Source organism: Pauljensenia sp. UMB9872, from assembly GCF_030212665.1.
In the GTDB taxonomy this organism is placed as follows: Bacteria; Actinomycetota; Actinomycetes; order Actinomycetales; family Actinomycetaceae; genus Pauljensenia; species Pauljensenia turicensis_B.
The window spans coordinates 57,822-76,748 of record NZ_JASOER010000013.1 but is presented as its reverse complement, the minus strand read 5'-3'; the positions used below and the strand labels follow the sequence as shown (position 1 = coordinate 76,748).

The window sequence follows — 18,927 nt, the reverse complement described above, 5'->3', positions numbered from 1 at the left end:
CCCCCCCCCCCCCCCCCCCCCCCCCCCCCCCCCCCCCCCCCCCCGGCCTCGTCAATAAGCGGTTGGCGCGATCAGCACACGAGGAGGCATCAACCACAAGCGATACTAGCGGTCCTCCTTTGCACGCAGGTAACGCGACAGCGACAACTCTGCCACCGAATCAAACAGCAGAATCCCGCCGAGCACACCACCGAACTTCATCCAACCACGACGCGGAGCCTGCGCACGCACCGCGAGAGTCAGCAACGTCGTGCCGACAATAGCCTCGGCACCGGCAAAATACTTCACCAGATGCGGACGATCGACGGCGATTGAATGGTAGGACTCCCATAGAGGCTGAGCCGGTGAATCCGGTTCCTTCAGCATGATGTCCACGCTACGACCGATCGCGTTTGAAATACCGCGAGCCATGTGGAGCTTCGCGCCTTCAACCTCATCGGCATCAATACGACCCAGCAGGAAGCCCGCAACGGACTCGGGCAGACCAAGCGCCTTCACCGCAGCGACAACAGCGTCATCACCGAACAGGGACGTCGACTTGTACAGATCGTCAACGTTCGACCCGTTCACCGCGTCCGCAATCTTCTTCAAATTCGGACGATCGCCGACGAGATCCAGGATCTCGTCGTCAACCTCTGTCGGCACATTGTGCGCACCCGGAATGATCTTTGAGTCCATCGCCCAGTTGTGAATAACAACGTGTTCCAAGTGGTCATCCGTGACTAGGAAAATTTGGAACTCATCATCCTGCTTCGACAGGGTTATCAGTGGCAGTTCACCGAAGTTCCAACCGGCTTTTTCAGCCGGAAGCTCAGCAAGAAGCAGGCGCTGGCCACCATTGCCCTCTACATCGGCAAGATCAATACCCTCAAGCGCTGCAAGCAACGGCACCGACGACGCAGGCGTATTACCAATCTCAACGATTCGCGAGGATTCTGCCGGCTCATCGTCATCCAGGTCGTCATCCCACACGTCAGCAAGCGGGCTGGCCCCTTCGGGAGTATAATCCACGACCACGGTCGAAATACGGACTTCGCCTTCAAAACGGGATGCAAGTTCTTCGGCGAGATCCTCGATTGTGGGACCTTCAGAAAGCGTATTGTCACGAACAACGCCAATACGACCATCAGAAACAGCGAAGTCAACGCCCACAAAGTGCGGGGCAGACGGATACCACTCGACTTTCGCTAGGATGGCGCGCTCATGTAACTCATTGATAATGGCCTTGGGATCAAGCCCCGCGCCGATCATCATGCCTTCAACTGAAGTCCACACCTGGCCCATAACGACCACCCTTCTTACGTCGAACTGTTCTAATCTCATCACGTTTCACCCGTGTTTGTCGCTACCAAAGACACTCTTTCAGCGAAAGCGCGCAAAACTACCAGTGTGGCCGGACAAAAGTGCGCCTTCACGCATACGAAACAGGGCTAAACGCGGACGGGTGAAGGCCCAGGATTTCGGGACGGAGCTTGACGTGACCCGGCTTGTAAACACCGTGGACGTTGCCGAAGATCAGAGCGGTCAAGTAACGGCCGTTCTCGCCAAGATCGAGGGCCTCAACGGTCTTCAGCGCATCTTCAGTAGCGGTGTAGAGCTTCTCGTTGATCTCGCCGACAACACCGTCTTTTCTTCGCTACCGACAACACCGATTTCGATTTCGAGGATGGTCTTGGCCTTCTGGGAGAGGGCGAGGAGTTCCTTGGCGATCCGCCCTTGAACTACTCCCCACTAGTCGGTAATCAATTTCTCAGTCCAACTAATGGGGAGCAGTTCAAAATCAAGAACCTGCTCTCCCTGGGACGAGAAATCGAGAAGACCCTGTCGAAGAAGGAATAGGGGTTTCGAGAGCCATTCCTCCTCAAAGGGGAGGAGTCTGAGTAATTCTATAACCGCGGCGGCACTAGATCAGCTAATAATCCCACTCAAGAAAATAGGATTAACACCATGAATGAAAGACCTTCTACTAAGGGATCAGAAGCCGCGCAGGAGACTTCGACATCCGCCACCCTGCGCGAGCGCCTCAAACATATCATTCCATGGACATTCTTCCTTTTTACACCCTTTCTCCTCCTCTTCGCCTACACAGAACTGATCACCGGTCTCGACACTCTCTATCGGGAGGGGATCTCGGGTGATCCGAATGCTCCGGAGAAGTTATGGACCCACCTCAAGAACATCGCTGTTCCCAACTCGACCCTTCTCAACGTTCAAAGCGGCCTGGTTTTTGCGCTCCTCGGCCTGTCATTCATCGAGGGAACCACCTCCTCCCCCTCGGCGCCGGTGAAGAAGGACCAGTTCGGACGTGAATGGCTCGCTCATCAGAAGAAGACGGCGAAGCTGCTATCAGATGAAACCGCACTCCAGGCAGTCGTTTTCATAATCAGCGCCGCTATCACCGCGGTTTCGACCTTGAACTTCATCAAGCGCTTCCCATCAGACGCCGGCGGATGGGAGTCATCACTCCTCGCAGCAGCCCTGTTCTGGATGCTCTACTGGATCGTCCTCAAGTACATCATCAGGAAGTCCGAGGCATCCCCTTCACCATCAGGACGCGTCCTGAGACTGCTAGACACCACAGCCGCACTGGAGGACCTGAGGGCACTGTCCACGGGTGAATCAGGGATGACGATGTGGCGGATGGCGCGAGGCAGGACTCGCCCAGAACTTCCTGAAGACCTTCAGAAAGCACTTGAACAGGACACGGAGCCAAAAGTCATTGCAAGACCTGCGAGATTCAAGGGGCTTCTCGCATCCGTTTTGAGAAGGAGGTCCGAATTGTGGGCGATTCCAGTCGGGCTCCTCATCCCTCTCATCGTTGTCACCATGATGATTTGCCTCGACAAGAACACTCCGGCTGAAGCTGTTCTCAGGCACCTCGCGGCCACTGCGGGCTTCAGCATGATTCTCACCCTCTGCTTCGGCTATTCAGTGGTCGTGCTTCACCAAGCCGTGCTCGAACGTCTTTCCCAGAAAGAATTCGTCTCCACTTATCTCCTCGCGTGGATTATGCTCATAATGAGCATCGCACTTCTCACCGCTATCTGGTCCTCCAAACTCACCACCCTTTACGCACGCGACATTGAATCCATCCGCGTCGCTTTATTCTTGTTCTGCCTTTTCTCACTCCCCGCGCTCCTCAAATGGGGTCACATCATCGCCCACCCCCTGGCGGCCCCCGACAAGAGCCCCTTCAAAGAGATCATCGATCATGTAAGCGAAGAGTTGAAGGCTGAGAAAACAGAACTGCTGACAGAGATCCGCGAGGCGCACCGCCGACAAACGACTACGCGGAAATACGAATCCGCCGGCAACTAGCGCACCCGCGGATCAAGAGACCCGCGCACGGCATCACTCGACTTATCAGGAATTCCACACCACCCGTCGCACAGTCCTCTTACAACACAACGGCAGTGGCCCCGCCGCGACGAGTCGCGACGGGGCCACCGAGTCCAATTCAGTGAATCAGCTCAACCACAGGCAAGCGTTCACTTCATCTTGGTTCCGACGGAACCGAGACGCTGGCAAGCCTCGACAACGCGAGCAGCCATGCCCGCTTCAGCGGACTTGCCCCACGAACGCGGATCGTACTGCTTCTTGTTGCCGACCTCACCGTCGATCTTCAGGACGCCGTCGTAGTTGCGGAACATGTGCTCCACGACCGGACGGGTAAAGGCGTACTGGGTGTCGGTGTCGACGTTCATCTTGATGACGCCGTTTTCGACTGCGAGAGCAATTTCCTCTGCGGTCGAACCGGAACCACCATGCATGACCAAGTCGAACGGACGGTTGTTCTTCCAACCAACCTTTGCTGCGACCTCTTCCTGGATGGTGCCCAGGATTTCGGGACGGAGCTTGACGTGACCCGGCTTGTAAACACCGTGGACGTTGCCGAAGGTCAGAGCGGTCAGGTAACGGCCGTTCTCGCCAAGACCGAGAGCCTCAACGGTCTTCAGCGCATCTTCGGTAGTGGTGTAGAGCTTCTCGTTGATCTCGCCGACAACACCGTCTTCTTCGCCACCGACAACACCGATTTCGATTTCGAGGATGGTGTTTGCCTTCTGGGAGAGGGCGAGGAGTTCCTTGGCGATCTCAAGGTTCTCCTCAAGCGGTACGGCCGAGCCGTCCCACATGTGCGACTGGAAGGTCGGCAGATCCTGGGTGGCCTCGATCTCCATGAGCGGGCGGATCCAGGAATCGATATTCTGCTTTGCGCAGTGGTCGGTGTGCAGAGCGATGGTCACGCCGTAGTTCTTGGCAACCTCGGTTGCGTATGCAGCGAGGGCGAGCGAACCGGTGACGCGGTTCTTGATCGTCGAACCGGAAGCGTATTCAGCGCCACCGACGGAGATCTGAACGATACCGTCAGATTCTGCCTCGGCGAAGCCCTGGATAGCAGCGGTAACGGTCTGGGAAGAGGTCACGTTGATCGCGGGGTAGGCAAACTTGCCTTCCTTCGCGCGGTTCAGCATCTCGGCGTAGACCTCAGGGGTTGCGACAGGCACAGGAGCCTCCTATTCGAACGACAGATTTGTCACTGGCTATTGTTCCACACATCGCAAGTCTCGTGTGAGGTAGGAAGTCCCTATTTCCTGCACATAAGTGCTTCCAAGGCGGACTTTTGCCCGTGCGGGCAACAAAAACAGCGAAGTTTTAGCTTCGGTATCCAGGCCTCGCCGATGAGGAACGAGGCCACGCACATCACTGAAACGTCAGACCAAACTGGACGCGTGCGCCCACATCGCGATTGCCGCCGCGTGGCCAACATTCATCGAGCGCGTCGATCCTCGCTGGGTAATGTGGACGATCACCTCGGCAAGGTCGCGCATTTCCTGGCTCAACCCGGAGGATTCTTCGCCGAAAATCAGGCACGCTCGCTTCGGCAGTTCAGTGGATTCCAATGGCCTGGAGCCCTCCACGTTATCGACGCCGACGAGGCTCATTCCGCGCTCTGCACATGATCGGGCAAGGTCTTCGGGGGTCTGGCAGTGATCGACCTGCAGGTAGCGGTCAGTCACCATTGCCCCGCGACGATTCCAACGACGACGCCCAACAATGTGGACTCGACTGGCTCCCAACGCATTCGCAGTGCGCACGATAGAACCGATATTGAAGTCATGACCGAGGTTCTCGATTGCAACCTCGAACGGGAGCGCGTGGGCTGCGATGTCTTCGCGGATCGCGTCCATCGTCCAGTAGCGATACTGGTCTTCAACGTTGCGATGATCGCCGTTCTTCAGTAGTTCAGGATCGTACTTTTCATCGGTCGGAAGCTCACCAACCCACGGACCAACACCGGGCAGGCTTTCTAAAGCAGGCGTGGCCTCGTCCCCCATTATGCCTAAGGAGAGTGCACGGTCTGGCACCTGCGCACCGCGCTCACCGGCGCTGACGACATCCTGATAAACATCACTCACGGGCATAACGATAGCGTCTTGCATTACATAGCAAGCACAAGCGAGGGAAATAATGGCACGATTAAGACATGTCTCCACGTCATGCACTCTTGTCCCAAGACGAACAAATCGTCCGCCACATGCGCACGCACTTCAAAGCCATCCTTGGCAATACGCTGGCTGAGCTGATTCTGATCATTGTCGGCGTCTTCGCGTCGATCTACCTACCGACTGAGTGGGCGCCCTACAGCCACGAAATCGTCTGGGCAATCGTCATCGTCGCGACATTCCCGATCTTCATCATGCCCTTCATCCGCTGGTTCACCACGACCTTCACGCTGACCACGAAGCGCATCATCACGCGCCACGGCATCATCAACAAGAAGGGACACGACCTGCCCATCACGCGCATTTCCGACGTGGCAATGGACCGCGACTTTATCGACCGCATCTTCGGGTGTGGCACTCTGACTCTACAGACCAGCGCAGACGACCCGCTTGTCCTGCACGATGTTCCGCGCGTCGAATACGTTCAAGTTGAGATCTCAAACCTGCTGTTCAACGACATTCAAGGCGCAATCGACGCAGACCCTGAATAAACCCTTCTTCATGTCTTTCCCTGATATTCCACATAGGATGAAGACATGACTGATAACGAAATCGCGCCCAAGGCGCTCACCGACATGCCACCTGTTTCCGCATGGCTTTCCGACATGGACGGTGTTCTGGTCAAGGAAAACCGCGCCCTTCCCGGAGCTCAGCAGTTTCTCGAGGCACTGCGCGCCAAGAACATGCCATTCTTGGTTCTGACGAACAACTCAATCTTCACCAACCGCGACCTGTCTGCTCGACTTGAACGGTCCGGTTTGGATGTTGCTGAGGAACATATTTGGACGTCGGCAAACGCGACCGCAGCATTCCTATCGCAGCAGTCGCCCAACTCGTCCGCATTCGTGATTGGCGAGGCTGGACTGACGACCGCGCTCCACGGCGCCGGCTACATCATGACCGATCAGGATCCTGAGTACGTGGTGCTCGGCGAGACACGTAACTACGACTTCAACGCGATTACCCGAGCAATCCGACTGATCGAAAGTGGTGCAAAGTTCATCGCCACCAACCCGGACGTCACAGGCCCCTCAGATGAAGGCACACTGCCCGCGACCGGTTCGATCGCAGCAATGATCACCGCAGCCACCGGTAAGCGCCCCTACTTCGTCGGCAAACCAAACCCCGTGATGATCCGCGCAGGTCTGAACAAGATCGGCGCCCACTCTGAGCACGCTGCAATGGTCGGCGACCGCATGGACACGGATATTCAGGCGGGTGTTGAGGCCGGTCTGCGCACGCACCTTGTGCTGTCCGGCTCAACGTCGATCGAACAAATCGAACAGTACCCGTACCGCCCATTTGGGATTCACGAAGGTATTGGTGAGCTGATTGAACTGGTCGAGGCATTCGCCGGCTGACCGCCTGTTTTCCCCTCTCGGGCTGAATGCTCGAGCTCTTGACGAAACTGCCCCCAGCCTGAAGTGAACTGTCCCCCCTCCCCCCGGGAGAAAAACTGAATTAATCAGTCCAACTTCCGGGGGACAGTTCAAAGGTTCGGGCACTTTCATATGTGGCGCTCTACGGAGCGAAAGGTGTGGCGAAACCGTCCCATCTCCTATGCTCGCCTACCGTCGTCCCGTCCTCTATGCCACCTACCGTCTAGACTGTGAAGCATGACGAATGACTCTCAAAAAGCCCGCCTGTCCGAACTCGTCAAGGAACTTGCCGTCATCCACGAAAAGGTGACTCTGGCTTCCGGTCGCGAATCTGATTTCTACGTTGATATGCGTCGCGCAACGCTTCACCACGAAGCTGCACCCCTAATCGGCCACGTCATGCTCGATCTTTTGGAAGAATCCGGTTTTGCTCCGGGCGAAGACTATGTTGCAGTTGGCGGTCTGACCATGGGAGCGGACCCCGTTGCAGCCGCAATGATGCATGCCGCTTCTTCGCGTGGCCTCGACCTCGATGCTTTCGTTGTGCGCAAAACCGCCAAGGACCACGGCATGAAGCGTCGCATTGAGGGGCCGGACGTGGTCGGCAAGCGCGTGGTTGTCCTCGAAGACACCTCGACCACTGGCGGTTCGCCTCTGGAAGCTGCCACTGCTCTGCGTGAAGCAGGAGCCGAGGTCGTTGCGGTTGGAGTCATCGTTGACCGCGCAACCGGCGCTAAGGAACGCATCGAGGCCGAGGGATTCCCCTACTTCTATGCGCTCGGTCTTGAAGACCTCGATCTGGCCTGATTTCGCGGTAGAAATCTCATGCGAAATCGACTCTTCACGGGACGTTGCTCAGTGTGTTTGAGCGCGATAGCAGGTCTCACGCTTACTCTTGGCGCATGCTCACCATCGCCCCAGCCAAACCCGCAGTCTGCCCCCACAGCGCACTCAATCGGATCTGAGGCTGAATCGGGGATCTATGCAGATCCTCAATCGGCCCCATCGCTTCCCGAGATGGACGCTCCTACGGAGGGGTGCCAAGCGATGGATGACATCCTCGCCCAGGCACTCGAGTCCTTGCCTGAAGGACAAGCCTTTACTGAAGCAACACTCTCGGGCAATTCCACCACTGCAACTACCGCGTGGGCTTCTTTCGTCAAGGCTTTTGCCTCGGCGCAGACTGATGCTCTAGTGCAAGCAGGATCGGTGGATTCCACTGGTACTCATGCAACGGAAGCGTTCAAAGCGTACGCGGATGCAAGTGCACGCTTGTCTGATGGCTCCTTAAACGAATACGTTGATGATCGGGCTGGAGAAGAAGCAATTAAGACCGGGAAGACGCCCGAGTTGAACCCCGAATATGCATCAACTGTAGAGCTCTTTAACTCCGCGCACATCACTTTGACCGAGTGTCTTCCGCACTGGCCAATCGTGTTCTAAGGCAGAGTTCCAAGGCAGATCTCCAAGGAAGATTTTCAGGCCCGTAAAGAATTTCGCTTCCCTAATACTGACCTGGCGAGGCCCCTCGGTTTCCTGAGGGGCCTCGTTTCGTGCCGGCAAAACTGGAAATCTACCGACCCGCTAGATCACGATTCTCTTTACGGGAACGGGCGAATAACCCACGGTGCCGTGTTGTAGTACCCGTAGCTGGTCCACACGGAATCAACACGAGCCGGATTCCCCATCCAGTCGGTGTGGACAACCCTCTCATTACCCAAGTAGAGCGACACGTGCGTCACTACGCCACCCGACGTGTAGAAGATCAAGTCACCACGTTGCCTTTGCGACAGCGGAAGGTATTGGAATCCGGAGTAGTTGTAGAGCTCCTGCGAGGTGCGATAGGCCGGCCACGCATGCTTGTGCACGTTAATCGGTTGTGGATCAAGGCCACCTGCGTGTAGTGCTTGAAGCACCAAACCCGAACAGTCAAAGCCTAAGTTGTACGGACCAGCTCCACCCCAAGTGTAAGGCGATCCTACCTGCGCCAAAGCGTAGGAAATCATTGCTTCAATGTGTTCGGAGCGACTTGCACTAAGCGAAACGGTCGGCGCAACTTGATACTGGTCAACGTACCAGGAATACCCGGTTCCCATCGCATTCCATGTGCGCTCGTCGACAACGCCCGTTTGTGGCAGGCCCGCTCGACGTTGGAAGTTACGCACTGCCGACATAAAACCACTGTCAACGGACGCCAGCTTCATCGGGTGCCAGATACCTAGGCGCTGTTGAACGATTCTGACTTTCACGCCGTTCATGCCGTAGGTCAGAGTATTGGTAGCCCATCCAAGGGACTGAATTGACATTGTCGGTTGTAGATAGCCGGCGGGAGCTTGGTAGTTGACCCATTGACCCGATGAGAGGAAGTTGTACCATTTCCCGTCAATCGTGCGGCCAGCATTCGCCATGATGCCTGTAGCGGGATCAAGGTAGTACCAATCCAAACCAACCCGTTGCCATCCAAGGCCGACTTCACCTGAAGGCTTACGGTAATGCCAGCCATCTGCGCGCTTTTGCCAGCCAGTCAACATCGCGCCATCTGATGCGAACTCATAGGACTTCCCGCCGATGGTTCGCTCACCTGTCACCATGATGCCTGTAGCGGGATCAAGGTAGTACCACTTCTTACCGGAGGCGACCCAGCCGCGGGTTTCAGTACCGTTGGAGTTCAGGAAGTGCCAGCCATCTGCGCGCTTGTGCCAGCCGGTCCACATCGCGCCGGAGGCCTTGAAGAAGTAGGTTTCGTTTCCCACTTGCTTCTGGTCGGTGGCCATCTGCCCCGTTACAGGGTCGAGGTAGTACCAAGTACCTCGGTCACTCAACCAACCATAAACTTCGGCGCCGTACGTAGTCGCATAATGCCACCCATCGGACATCTCAACCCAACCGGTACGCATCGCACCAGAACCATCAAACAAATAAAAAACAGAACCAACCTGATGACGCCCCGTCTTCATCTGCCCCGTTACAGGGTCAAGGTAGTACCAAGTACCTCGGTCACTCAACCACCCACGAACTTCGGCGCCGTACGTAGTCGCATAATGCCACCCATCGGACATCTCAACCCAACCGGTACGCATCGCACCAGAGGCCTTGAAGAAGTAGGTTTCGTTTCCCACTTGCTTCTGGCCGGTGACCATCTGCCCCGTTACAGGGTCAAGGTAGTACCAAGCGCCTCGGTCACTCAACCAGCCTGTGGTAATAGCGCCAGACGCGGATGCGTAGAACCACGAATCAGAGTTGCGGAACCAGCTACTTGCCATGGTCCCGTTCACGTCAAAGTAGTAGGTGGAGCCGTTAATACGCGCCCATGAGTCTTTCAGGAGCGTCCCGTCGGGTTGTTTCCACTGCCAGACGCCGGAGTAGATCCATGAACCTTCAGGGGATTGCAAAGGTTCGTGGGCGGTCGTCTTTTTCGGGGTATCGACAGGCGCTGTGGTTTCAGCTTCTAGAGGTGAAGCACCCCCCACTTGATTCTGCGGGTTTTCTTGGGGATCACTCTGGGTTGTGACGGTCAAAGGTGCGCTTTCACCGTTTTCGTCAGCAAACGTGGCAACGTTCGCCGACAGGACAAGCCCAGAGATGACAAACGCGCTTGTCAATGTACGCCACGGGATTTGATGTGAAACTCTCATTGTTCCCCTGTATTGCAACTCCGGCGATCACAACATAATCAGTCAGATCAGATTAGCATTAACTACTACTCAGTGGACCATCGAGTCAGATGACGCATAGGACTGAACACCCGCGAATCGAGGAAATAAGCACGTCGACTTCCGGACTATCCGGCACGCCGAACGATTTCGCGTTCGGGATTACACAGATTCGCGAAGCCGACCAGACGTTCAGGAACGCCATACTCCAGAAGCGTCGAAGGAGTAGGTTTTTCCACCAATACTCTTCGAGGTGTTTGCGACCATGATGCCCGTTGAGGGATCCATGTAGTACCAGTAGCCGTTCACGAGTGCCCAGCCAACAGCCTCGGCACCACTGGTTGAGGAGTAGTGCCAACCATCACTCAGGCTTGCCCAGCCGGTAGACATTGCACCCGAAGTGTTGAACACGTAGGTGGTTCCGTTGATCGTGTGGCGTCCGGTCTTCATGATTCCGGTGGTGGGATCGAGGTAGTACCACGTTCCTCGATCATTCAACCAGCCGTAGGTTTCATACCCGGATGCACTGAGGTAACGCCAACCGTCAGAGTTTGACACCCAGCCGGTCTTCATCTTGCCATTGGCATCGAAAGTGTAGGTCCTGCCACCAATTGTCTTGGAAGCATTTTCGACCATGACGCCACTTGCTGGATCGAGGTAATACCACGCCCCATTCAGGCCCAGCCAGCCGAGGTGCTCAACGCCGTTGGAATCGGAATAGCGCCAGCCTTCCTTCAGCTTGGCCCAGCCGGTAGACATTGCACCCGAAGCGTTGAACACGTAGGTGGTTCCGTTGATCGTGTAGCGTCCGGTCTTCATGATTCCCGTGGACGGATCAAGGTAGTACCAGGTGCCGTTCAGGTTTAACCAGCCGAAGACTTGGTCGCCCAATGCGTTGACGTAGTGCCAGCCTTGCGACGTGGAGGCCCAACCGGTCTTCATCTTGCCGTCAATGTCGAAGACGTATCGCTTTCCGTTGATGGTCTTTGCCGTGTCTGCGACCATCTTGCCGGTCGTCGGATCAAGGTAGTACCAGGTTTCGCCGAGCTTAAGCCAGCCGGAAGTGTGCAGGGCTCCCGCATATCCGCCTGAAGGCTGGAAGTAGTACCAGGTGCCATCCTCTTCGTACCAGCTGGTATTCATCCAGCCTGTTGAATCAAAGTGGTAGATGTGCCCATTGATTTTCGCCCAGGTTGATGCAATCTGAAGGCCGGTGCCGTAGGTAGCCCAACGCCAATTGCCACCAATGTTCTGCCAGTTTCCTCCGGACGGAGCGTAGGGAGTGGTGGAGGTCGTCACCGTTGAGGGGGACAAAGGATTGACGCCCGACTGCAGATCCATCTGAGCTGGTTGCGGAATACTTACCCCTGTTGCACTCTGCGCGGAGTCGGCGCTTGTCGCTTTAACTCCGGGAATGATGAGCGCGGCAGCTACGAGGCCAAGCAGAGCCGTTCGCTTCGTCATACGCAGTTTCATTGGCGAGTTCTTCCTTCAATCGGCTGATCGTTGAGGGGAGTCAACGGGCACATGTCGAGCAGACATGTCATTACAGAGTATCGGTGAACAAAATGAGGGAGCAAGAGCTAAACCACATTATTATCACCAATCACATTAGTAACAGTAGTAACAATAGCCCCATTTAATGCTGATACGCACTCACATATGCGGAACAGCCCGCATCACACGACGCGTCAAAGAACGCGGAGCAAACTTCATCAACGCCATCCCGACCTTCGCAGGAACAGTCGGCGTGACCAACACTTTCCCGCGACGCACCGCGTCAAGGCCAGCAGTCACAACTTCCTCAGGGGTCGCCAAGAACGCATCCGGCATCTCTTCCATATCGACCCCAGCCTTTGTAAAGAATTCAGTACGAACCGGCCCCGGCATAACAGCGGTAGCAGTCACTCCCGAGCCTCGTAATTCTTCCGACAGACCCTCGGTGAACGCAACGACCCACGCTTTATGCGCGGAGTAGGTGCCCGCGCCTGTTCGCGACGCTACCGACGCCGTGTTGATGATGGCACCTCGGTGGCGCACGCGCATCGACCGAGCTGCATGATGCGACAACACCATCACCGCACGAACCATGACATCCAAGCCATAAAGCTCAACATCAAGGTCGTTGTCAGGGAAGGACGTGCCCAGCCCGAATCCAGCATTGTTCACCAGCAGATCGACAGGCTTCAAAGCAGAAGCGCCCACTTCAGCGCCACCCACATCCAGACGCTCAGCGACGCGAGCCAGCTGGTCAGGATTCGCCAAGTCAGCGACGATCACCTCCGCGTTAATCCCCGCGTAGGCGTGAAGCCGCTCCGCAAGCTGATGCAATGTCGCTTCACTCCGTGCCACCAGGACCAGGTCATGGCCACCTGCAGCCAGTTGCCAACAAAACTCTTCGCCAATGCCCGACGTTGCGCCGGTAACAAGTGCAGTTCCCATGAGATAAGCCTACGAGGCAAAGCACGCCAGCGTCAGGGACGTTCACCCACAACTACCGCAGGAGCGAAAGAAGACTGACAAACAGGTCTTTGGTGAACAAGCGAGGTCAATCCCTGAACAAACAGGGTTAATCCGTGAACAAGCGCGGACTCAATCCGCGAACAAGCGAGGTCAATCCCTGAACAAGCAGGGTTAATCCGTGAACAAGCGGGGTCGGAGCCTGCTGACTAGGGTTTATCCCATGAGATTTGCTACCTGGAACGTCAACTCCATCCGCACCCGCGTCGATCGCGTCATCGCTTTCCTTAACCGCTCGAGCACAGACGTACTGGCGATGCAGGAAATCAAGTGCAAGCCCGACCAGTTCCCCGTCGACCAGTTCACCGAAGCGGGGTACGAGGTTCGGATTCACGGCCTGAATCAGTGGAACGGTGTTGCGGTAGCCTCGCGCCTACCGATTCTTAAGGTCGAGGATCATTTCGCGGGCCAACCCGCATTTGGGAATCCTCCGGTTGTGGAAGCTCGTGCACTCGGCGTTACTGTCGAGTCGCCCGACGGCTCACCGTTCACGATCTGGAGCCTGTATATCCCAAACGGTCGCGAGCTGACCGACCCTCATTATGTCTACAAGCTCGAGTGGCTACGCGTCTTGAAGGAAAACGGTGTGAAGTGGCTGTCTGAGAACCCGAAGGTGCAGATCGCCTTGGTCGGTGACTGGAATGTCGCCCCCTTTGATGAGGACGTGTGGGACATGACCGCATTTGCCGGCGCCACCCACGTCTCACAGCCCGAGCGCGACGCGTTCTTTGCTTTCGCCGATGACGGGTGGGTCGAAATCACCCGCGAGCGCGTCACCAACTACACCTACTGGGATTACCAGAAGCTACGCTTCCCGAAGAATGAGGGAATGCGCATTGACTTTGTGTATGCCTCCCCTGCGTTGGCGTCGCGTGTGGTTGAGGCTCAGATTGATCGGGATGAGCGCAAGGGCAAGGGCGCGTCGGATCACGTGCCAGTCATCATCGACATTGCCGACTGACCACGTGGGACCAGAGTCCACCTTCGCGCCCTGAACGCTAGGCGTTCACGAGGCCCAGCAATTGGGCGTTGAGCTGCGACCAATGTTCCTTATGCCAAGGGCCGAATTCTTGCGAACCAAGGAACGCTGCGGTCGCATCATGTTCACGGTCAACCCAGAGGAACGAGCCTGAGACTCCGAAGTGGCCGAATGTTGTGGCCGGCGCATCTGGGGCGGTCCAATGCGGGTTCTTTGTTCCCCGAATTTCAAGGCCGAGGCCCCACGGGCACGGGTTATGCCGACCGTATCCGGGGACAACGCCCGCAAGGTCGGGGAACTGCGAGGTTACCGCTTCACTTGATAGCGCATCGCTGATCAGAGTTGGATGCAGAAACTCCTGGCCGAGGATCAGCAGATCATCGACATTTGCTCGCCCAGAGCGTGCGACTGAACCGGGAACGTCCGCCGCTGTCATACCCAGAGGCTCAATCACGGATTCTTCAATCCATCGACCAATGTCTGTTCCCGTTGCTTCGGCAACCGCATCACCAAGGACCTCGAAACCGGCGTTGGAGTAAACACGTCGTTTTTCGAGGCCGAACTGTGCATCGCGAGATTCTGCGGGCAAGCCCGAGGCATGAGCCAGAAGATGGCGAATCGTGGACCCTTCGGGACCAGCTGGATCGTCCAAACTGATACAACCTCGCTGGACTGCAACCAGCGTTGACCATGCCATCAAAAGCTTCGTGACGGACGCCAGCGGATAGACAGTTGACGTGTCACCAACCTTGACCAGGGTCTGCCCCCCAACATTCAACGCATACGCATGAGCAAAAGGAATATCCATCAGTTCGCTCGTGATGACTGCCATGCGTATTCCTTCCGCGTTGTGACGCTCGCTCAACTGTTCGAGCCGTGCTGTTACCGGTGCGCCCCTATTCTAAACGCGCCCTTATCGGCCACGAGTTCTGGTGGCAAGCGCACGTGTGGGGCGCGCGTTGTCAACGTGCGCCCCACACGGCCTCGTGAATCAATCAGCAGGAGAAGATGTCCGGCTCTTCATCTTCTGCGACCACGTGCATCGACAGAGTCTCCAAGTCTTCGGAAACATCGACGCGAACGGTCGAACCATCGCCAACCTCGCCGGCTAGAAGCATCTTCGCCAACGTGTCACCGATTTCCTTCTGAATCAGGCGACGTAGCGGACGAGCACCGTAAGCCGGGTCGTAGCCAATCCGGGTCAGCAGACCGCGGGCAGGCTCGGACACGTCGAGCGTGATGCGACGGCCCTCAAGACGCTTCGCGAGCTGGCCGACCATCAGGTCAACGATGCCAGCCAAGTCATCTGCCGACAGCGGGTCGAACATGACCGTCTCGTCCAGACGGTTTAAGAACTCCGGCTTGAACGCATGACGCACCGTCTCCATCACCGCATCAGTCTTCATCTCTTGCGTCAAAGACTGATCGGATAGGAACTGCGAGCCAAGGTTCGATGTCAAAATCAGGATCGTATTCCTGAAATCAACCGTGCGACCCTGACCGTCAGTCAAGCGACCATCGTCGAGAACCTGAAGCAGAATGTCGAAGATCTCCGGATCAGCCTTTTCAACCTCATCCAAAAGGATCACCGAGTACGGACGACGGCGAACAGCTTCGGTCAGTTGACCACCCTGCTCGTATCCAACGTATCCCGGAGGGGCACCGACGAGGCGCGCTACCGAATGTTTCTCGGAGTACTCCGACATGTCGATGCGAATCATCGCTCGCTCATCATCGAAGAGGAACTCCGCCAGCGACTTCGCCAGCTCCGTCTTACCGACACCCGTCGGGCCGAGGAACAGGAACGAACCGGTCGGACGATTCGGATCCGCAATCCCCGCACGGGAACGCCGAACCGCATCAGACACCGCCACGACGGCCGCCTTCTGACCAATCAGTCGATGCCCGATCGCATCTTCCATGGTCAGTAGCTTCTCGGTTTCCGTCTGCAGGAGCTTACCGGTCGGGATACCCGTCCAGGACTCCACGACTTCCGCGATCTCAGCCGGCCCAACCTTCTCCGCAATCATCGGCTCACCAGCTGCTTCATCTTCCGTTTCAGCGTTCGCCTCGGCTTCGCCAATCTGGCGTTCGACCGCGGGGATTTCGCCGTTCTGAAGCCTTCCGGCTTCTTCCCAACGATTCTCACGGATAGCAAGTTCCAACTGAGTACGCAGTTCATCCAGCTGAACACGCAGATCACCGACCTTGTTATGTCCGGCCTTCTCTGCCTCCCAGCGTCCGGTCAATGCAGTCAGCTCTTCCTGCTTATCAGCAAGGTCCGAACGAAGCTTCTCTAGGCGAATCTGGGTCGCTTCATCCGTCTTATCCGAATCAGATTCAGTCAGATAGGACTCTTCCATTCGCAGACGATCCACCTGGCGACGCAACTCATCAATCTCGATTGGGGAAGAATCAAGTTCCATCCGCAGACGAGACGCAGCCTCATCGATCAAGTCAATCGCCTTATCCGGCAGCTGACGCCCCGTAATGTAGCGATCAGACAAGGTTGCCGCCGCAACGAGCGCACCGTCGGAGATTGTCACCTTATGGTGAGCCTCGTACTTCGGCGCAATACCGCGCAGGATCGCAACCGTATCCTCAACGGACGGCTCGCCGACGAAAACCTGCTGGAAACGACGTTCCAGAGCCGGGTCCTTTTCGATGTTCTCGCGATACTCGTCCAGCGTGGTCGCGCCGACCATGCGCAGTTCGCCACGCGCAAGCATCGGCTTGAGCATATTGCCCGCATCCATCGCACCTTCAGAGCCACCACCGGCACCGACGACCGTATGAAGCTCATCGATAAAGGTGATGACCTGCCCGTCAGAGCGCTGAATTTCTTCGAGAACAGCCTTCAGGCGCTCCTCGAATTCACCGCGGTATTTCGCGCCTGCCACCATCAATGCCAGGTCGAGAGCAATAAGCGTCTTATCCTTCAGGGACGCCGGGACATCACCCGCGACAATACGCTGAGCCAACCCTTCAACAACCGCGGTCTTACCCACACCGGGCTCACCGATGAGGACAGGGTTGTTCTTCGTACGACGCGACAACACCTGCACAACGCGACGAATCTCCGCGTCACGACCGATCACCGGGTCGAGCTTACCTTCGCGAGCGACCTCGGTCAGATCTCGCCCGTACTTCTTGAGAGCTTCGAAGCTCCCCTCCGGGTCAGGCGATGTAATCGGATTTGGACGGAGCGTCTTCAGAGCTTCTTCCAAAGCGTTGGGCGTTGCCGCGTTGCTAGAAAGAATGGTGCCAGCCTCACTCTTTGACGCGGCAAGCGCAATCATCAGGTGTTCAGTCGATACATAAGCATCGCCAGCCTTTTCTGCGCGCTTGCGAGCGTCGTTGATGACTCCCATCAGAGCCTGGTCCGCCTGAGCGTTTTGGGCGGTCGAGCCTTGAATACTCGGCAGTGCGACCAGCGCGTTACGCGCTCTCGTGCCGATTGTCTTACGGTCGGCGCCGACAGCATCGAGAAGCGCCGTCGCAATTCCTTCGTTCTGAGTCAGCAGAGCATTCAAAAGATGCAGGGGCGTAACTCCCGGGTTGCCAGCTGCCCTAGCTGACTCGAGTGCAGAGCCAATGGCTTCCTGCGCTTTCGTCGTGAATTCGTTGGTCATGTTTCCTCCAGTGACGTATTGCGTCGAGATATGGCACGCGACGATCCCACGCGCGTCTACATATATCAACGCTCCAAAGTTGAGTCTATTCCACTCAACTTTGTTTTTCTCGTCGAAAACTCAACTTCCACCCCTTCGGTCTCCCTATTCACGAGGCCAGCTAGTCACCCTCAGTCGGCAAAGGTGATCTGACAAGCGAAAACCCCGCCCGGCACATGCCGGGCGGGGCCTCGCCCATACGAACTAGATCAGGCGGTAGCCACACCCTCGCGGCGCGCCATCGCAGCCTCGAAGTCCTTCGTCCCCACGAAGATTTCATTCGTGTACGGGTTACGGCCGAGCTTGCGCGAACGATAGACCACATAGCCGAGAGCCAGAATGTTGGCAACCAGAGCGAGAATCGAAACAAACAGGTTTACATTCGGATTATTCACAGACTGAACCGAGAAGTTCGAGTAGTCCTGGAACGCGGGAACAACCTGCGCGAACATACACCAGAGAGCCAACGTGTTTGCACGATTCTGGATCCACCCACCCTTATTCCAGAAGGCATTGGCAACTGTCGGCGCAAGAAGCAGGGCAACACCGCAGTACCAGGCGTGAGTCGGCAAGCAGTTGTAGGTGTAGCAGAAGTTCCAGAGGTCGTAGGCGACAATGAACACCCACGTCATGTCCGGCCAGAGCATGTCCTGCTTCTTTCGAGAAGCGTAGATACCAAACCAGCCGGTCATTAGGAAGATATTGATCAGACCCGCAACGCCATTGAAGACATTGTGCCAGCCGCCCATCAGCGTGACACCTTCGGAGGAAACCCAGGTCGTGCCGAATGCGCGGAATGCCGACTCAAAATCAGAGACGACGGCAATCAGAATATTGATCGCAACAATAACGAACGGGAAGCACTTGAATGCGTGTGAACGACCGATCTTTCCCCAGCCATACTTCAGCATCATGAAGCCAATACAGCCAGCAGTTGCCGCATAGAGCTTCGCGTAGTGGAACCAGCTATTCATGTGCACGTAGGTCGGGTTATTGAGCGCCCACTCCACGCCCTGTCCGGCACCTACGTAGATCGCAATGAAATAGACCGTCAAAATAGCCGGTAGCACAAGGAAACAGAAGACGCCTCCCGCCTTTGTGCGACGCGCGATCTCATTCGCTCCGATGAGGGCAGCGAAAACTAACGCCCATCCAATCCACTGATATGCGGCATGTTCGCCGTAGACCTCGAACAACATTGTTCTTGCCTTCCTTGCATCA

The 18,927-nt window shown here is 56.5% G+C and carries 15 protein-coding genes and 1 pseudogene; 6 read left to right on the top strand and 10 right to left on the bottom strand.

The window, feature by feature from the left end:
• Window positions 1–105: 105 nt before the first annotated feature.
• Entirely contained in the window at window positions 106–1,284 is a 1,179-nt protein-coding gene (locus tag QP109_RS06565; RefSeq protein ID WP_285024045.1) for a hypothetical protein, read from the bottom strand.
• 166 nt (window positions 1,285–1,450) lie between these two features.
• A pseudogene (locus tag QP109_RS06560) lies at window positions 1,451–1,710 on the bottom strand (class II fructose-bisphosphate aldolase); the annotation flags it as partial.
• 237 nt (window positions 1,711–1,947) lie between these two features.
• Here QP109_RS06560 and QP109_RS06555 point away from each other — a divergent pair.
• Complete coding sequence (locus QP109_RS06555; protein ID WP_285024044.1) at window positions 1,948–3,318, top strand: hypothetical protein; 1,371 nt, start codon at window positions 1,948–1,950, stop codon at window positions 3,316–3,318.
• A 170-nt stretch (window positions 3,319–3,488) separates the two neighbouring features.
• Here the strand turns inward: QP109_RS06555 and fbaA are convergent, their stop codons facing one another.
• Both fbaA and QP109_RS06545 read right to left on the bottom strand, forming a co-directional pair.
• The gene (fbaA, locus tag QP109_RS06550) at window positions 3,489–4,505 is read right to left on the bottom strand and encodes a class II fructose-bisphosphate aldolase (protein WP_101628475.1); all 1,017 of its coding nucleotides are present in this window, start codon (window positions 4,503–4,505) and stop codon (window positions 3,489–3,491) included.
• 207 nt (window positions 4,506–4,712) lie between these two features.
• On the bottom strand, window positions 4,713–5,336 hold the full coding sequence (locus QP109_RS06545; RefSeq protein ID WP_285024048.1) for a TrmH family RNA methyltransferase: 624 nt from the start codon (window positions 5,334–5,336) through the stop codon (window positions 4,713–4,715).
• A 149-nt stretch (window positions 5,337–5,485) separates the two neighbouring features.
• Between QP109_RS06545 and QP109_RS06540 the strand changes: the two genes are divergently transcribed.
• The 4 genes from QP109_RS06540 to QP109_RS06525 all read left to right on the top strand — a co-directional run bounded on the left by QP109_RS06540 (window position 5,486) and on the right by QP109_RS06525 (window position 8,326).
• Window positions 5,486–5,995, top strand: coding sequence for a PH domain-containing protein (locus QP109_RS06540; RefSeq protein ID WP_285024043.1), 510 nt, complete (start codon window positions 5,486–5,488; stop codon window positions 5,993–5,995).
• Window positions 5,996–6,040: 45 nt separating this feature from the next.
• Window positions 6,041–6,865, top strand: a complete 825-nt coding sequence (locus QP109_RS06535; RefSeq protein ID WP_285024042.1) for an HAD-IIA family hydrolase — start codon at window positions 6,041–6,043, stop codon at window positions 6,863–6,865.
• A 255-nt stretch (window positions 6,866–7,120) separates the two neighbouring features.
• Window positions 7,121–7,690, top strand: coding sequence for an orotate phosphoribosyltransferase (pyrE, locus tag QP109_RS06530; protein WP_285024041.1), 570 nt, complete (start codon window positions 7,121–7,123; stop codon window positions 7,688–7,690).
• A 240-nt stretch (window positions 7,691–7,930) separates the two neighbouring features.
• A complete protein-coding gene (locus QP109_RS06525) occupies window positions 7,931–8,326 on the top strand; it encodes a hypothetical protein (RefSeq protein WP_101628479.1) in 396 nt (131 codons plus the stop codon).
• A gap of 158 nt (window positions 8,327–8,484) precedes the next feature.
• On the opposite strand, the gene QP109_RS06520 is transcribed toward QP109_RS06525, so the two are convergent.
• From QP109_RS06520 to QP109_RS06510, 3 genes are all read right to left on the bottom strand, one after another.
• Complete coding sequence (locus QP109_RS06520; RefSeq protein WP_285024040.1) at window positions 8,485–10,518, bottom strand: NlpC/P60 family protein; 2,034 nt, start codon at window positions 10,516–10,518, stop codon at window positions 8,485–8,487.
• Between the two features lie 210 nt (window positions 10,519–10,728).
• Complete coding sequence (locus QP109_RS06515; protein WP_285024039.1) at window positions 10,729–12,012, bottom strand: hypothetical protein; 1,284 nt, start codon at window positions 12,010–12,012, stop codon at window positions 10,729–10,731.
• 180 nt (window positions 12,013–12,192) lie between these two features.
• Window positions 12,193–12,978: an SDR family NAD(P)-dependent oxidoreductase gene (locus tag QP109_RS06510; protein WP_101628482.1), complete on the bottom strand. Its 786-nt coding sequence runs from the start codon at window positions 12,976–12,978 to the stop codon at window positions 12,193–12,195.
• A gap of 241 nt (window positions 12,979–13,219) precedes the next feature.
• Between QP109_RS06510 and QP109_RS06505 the strand changes: the two genes are divergently transcribed.
• Complete coding sequence (locus QP109_RS06505; RefSeq protein WP_285024038.1) at window positions 13,220–14,017, top strand: exodeoxyribonuclease III; 798 nt, start codon at window positions 13,220–13,222, stop codon at window positions 14,015–14,017.
• 37 nt (window positions 14,018–14,054) lie between these two features.
• Here the strand turns inward: QP109_RS06505 and QP109_RS06500 are convergent, their stop codons facing one another.
• From QP109_RS06500 to QP109_RS06490, 3 genes are all read right to left on the bottom strand, one after another.
• Window positions 14,055–14,867, bottom strand: a complete 813-nt coding sequence (locus QP109_RS06500) for a serine hydrolase domain-containing protein (RefSeq protein ID WP_285024037.1) — start codon at window positions 14,865–14,867, stop codon at window positions 14,055–14,057.
• 163 nt (window positions 14,868–15,030) lie between these two features.
• Window positions 15,031–17,667, bottom strand: a complete 2,637-nt coding sequence (gene clpB, locus QP109_RS06495) for an ATP-dependent chaperone ClpB (RefSeq protein WP_285024036.1) — start codon at window positions 17,665–17,667, stop codon at window positions 15,031–15,033.
• Between the two features lie 248 nt (window positions 17,668–17,915).
• Window positions 17,916–18,905: a DUF5692 family protein gene (locus tag QP109_RS06490; RefSeq protein WP_270773104.1), complete on the bottom strand. Its 990-nt coding sequence runs from the start codon at window positions 18,903–18,905 to the stop codon at window positions 17,916–17,918.
• Window positions 18,906–18,927 lie beyond the last annotated feature (22 nt).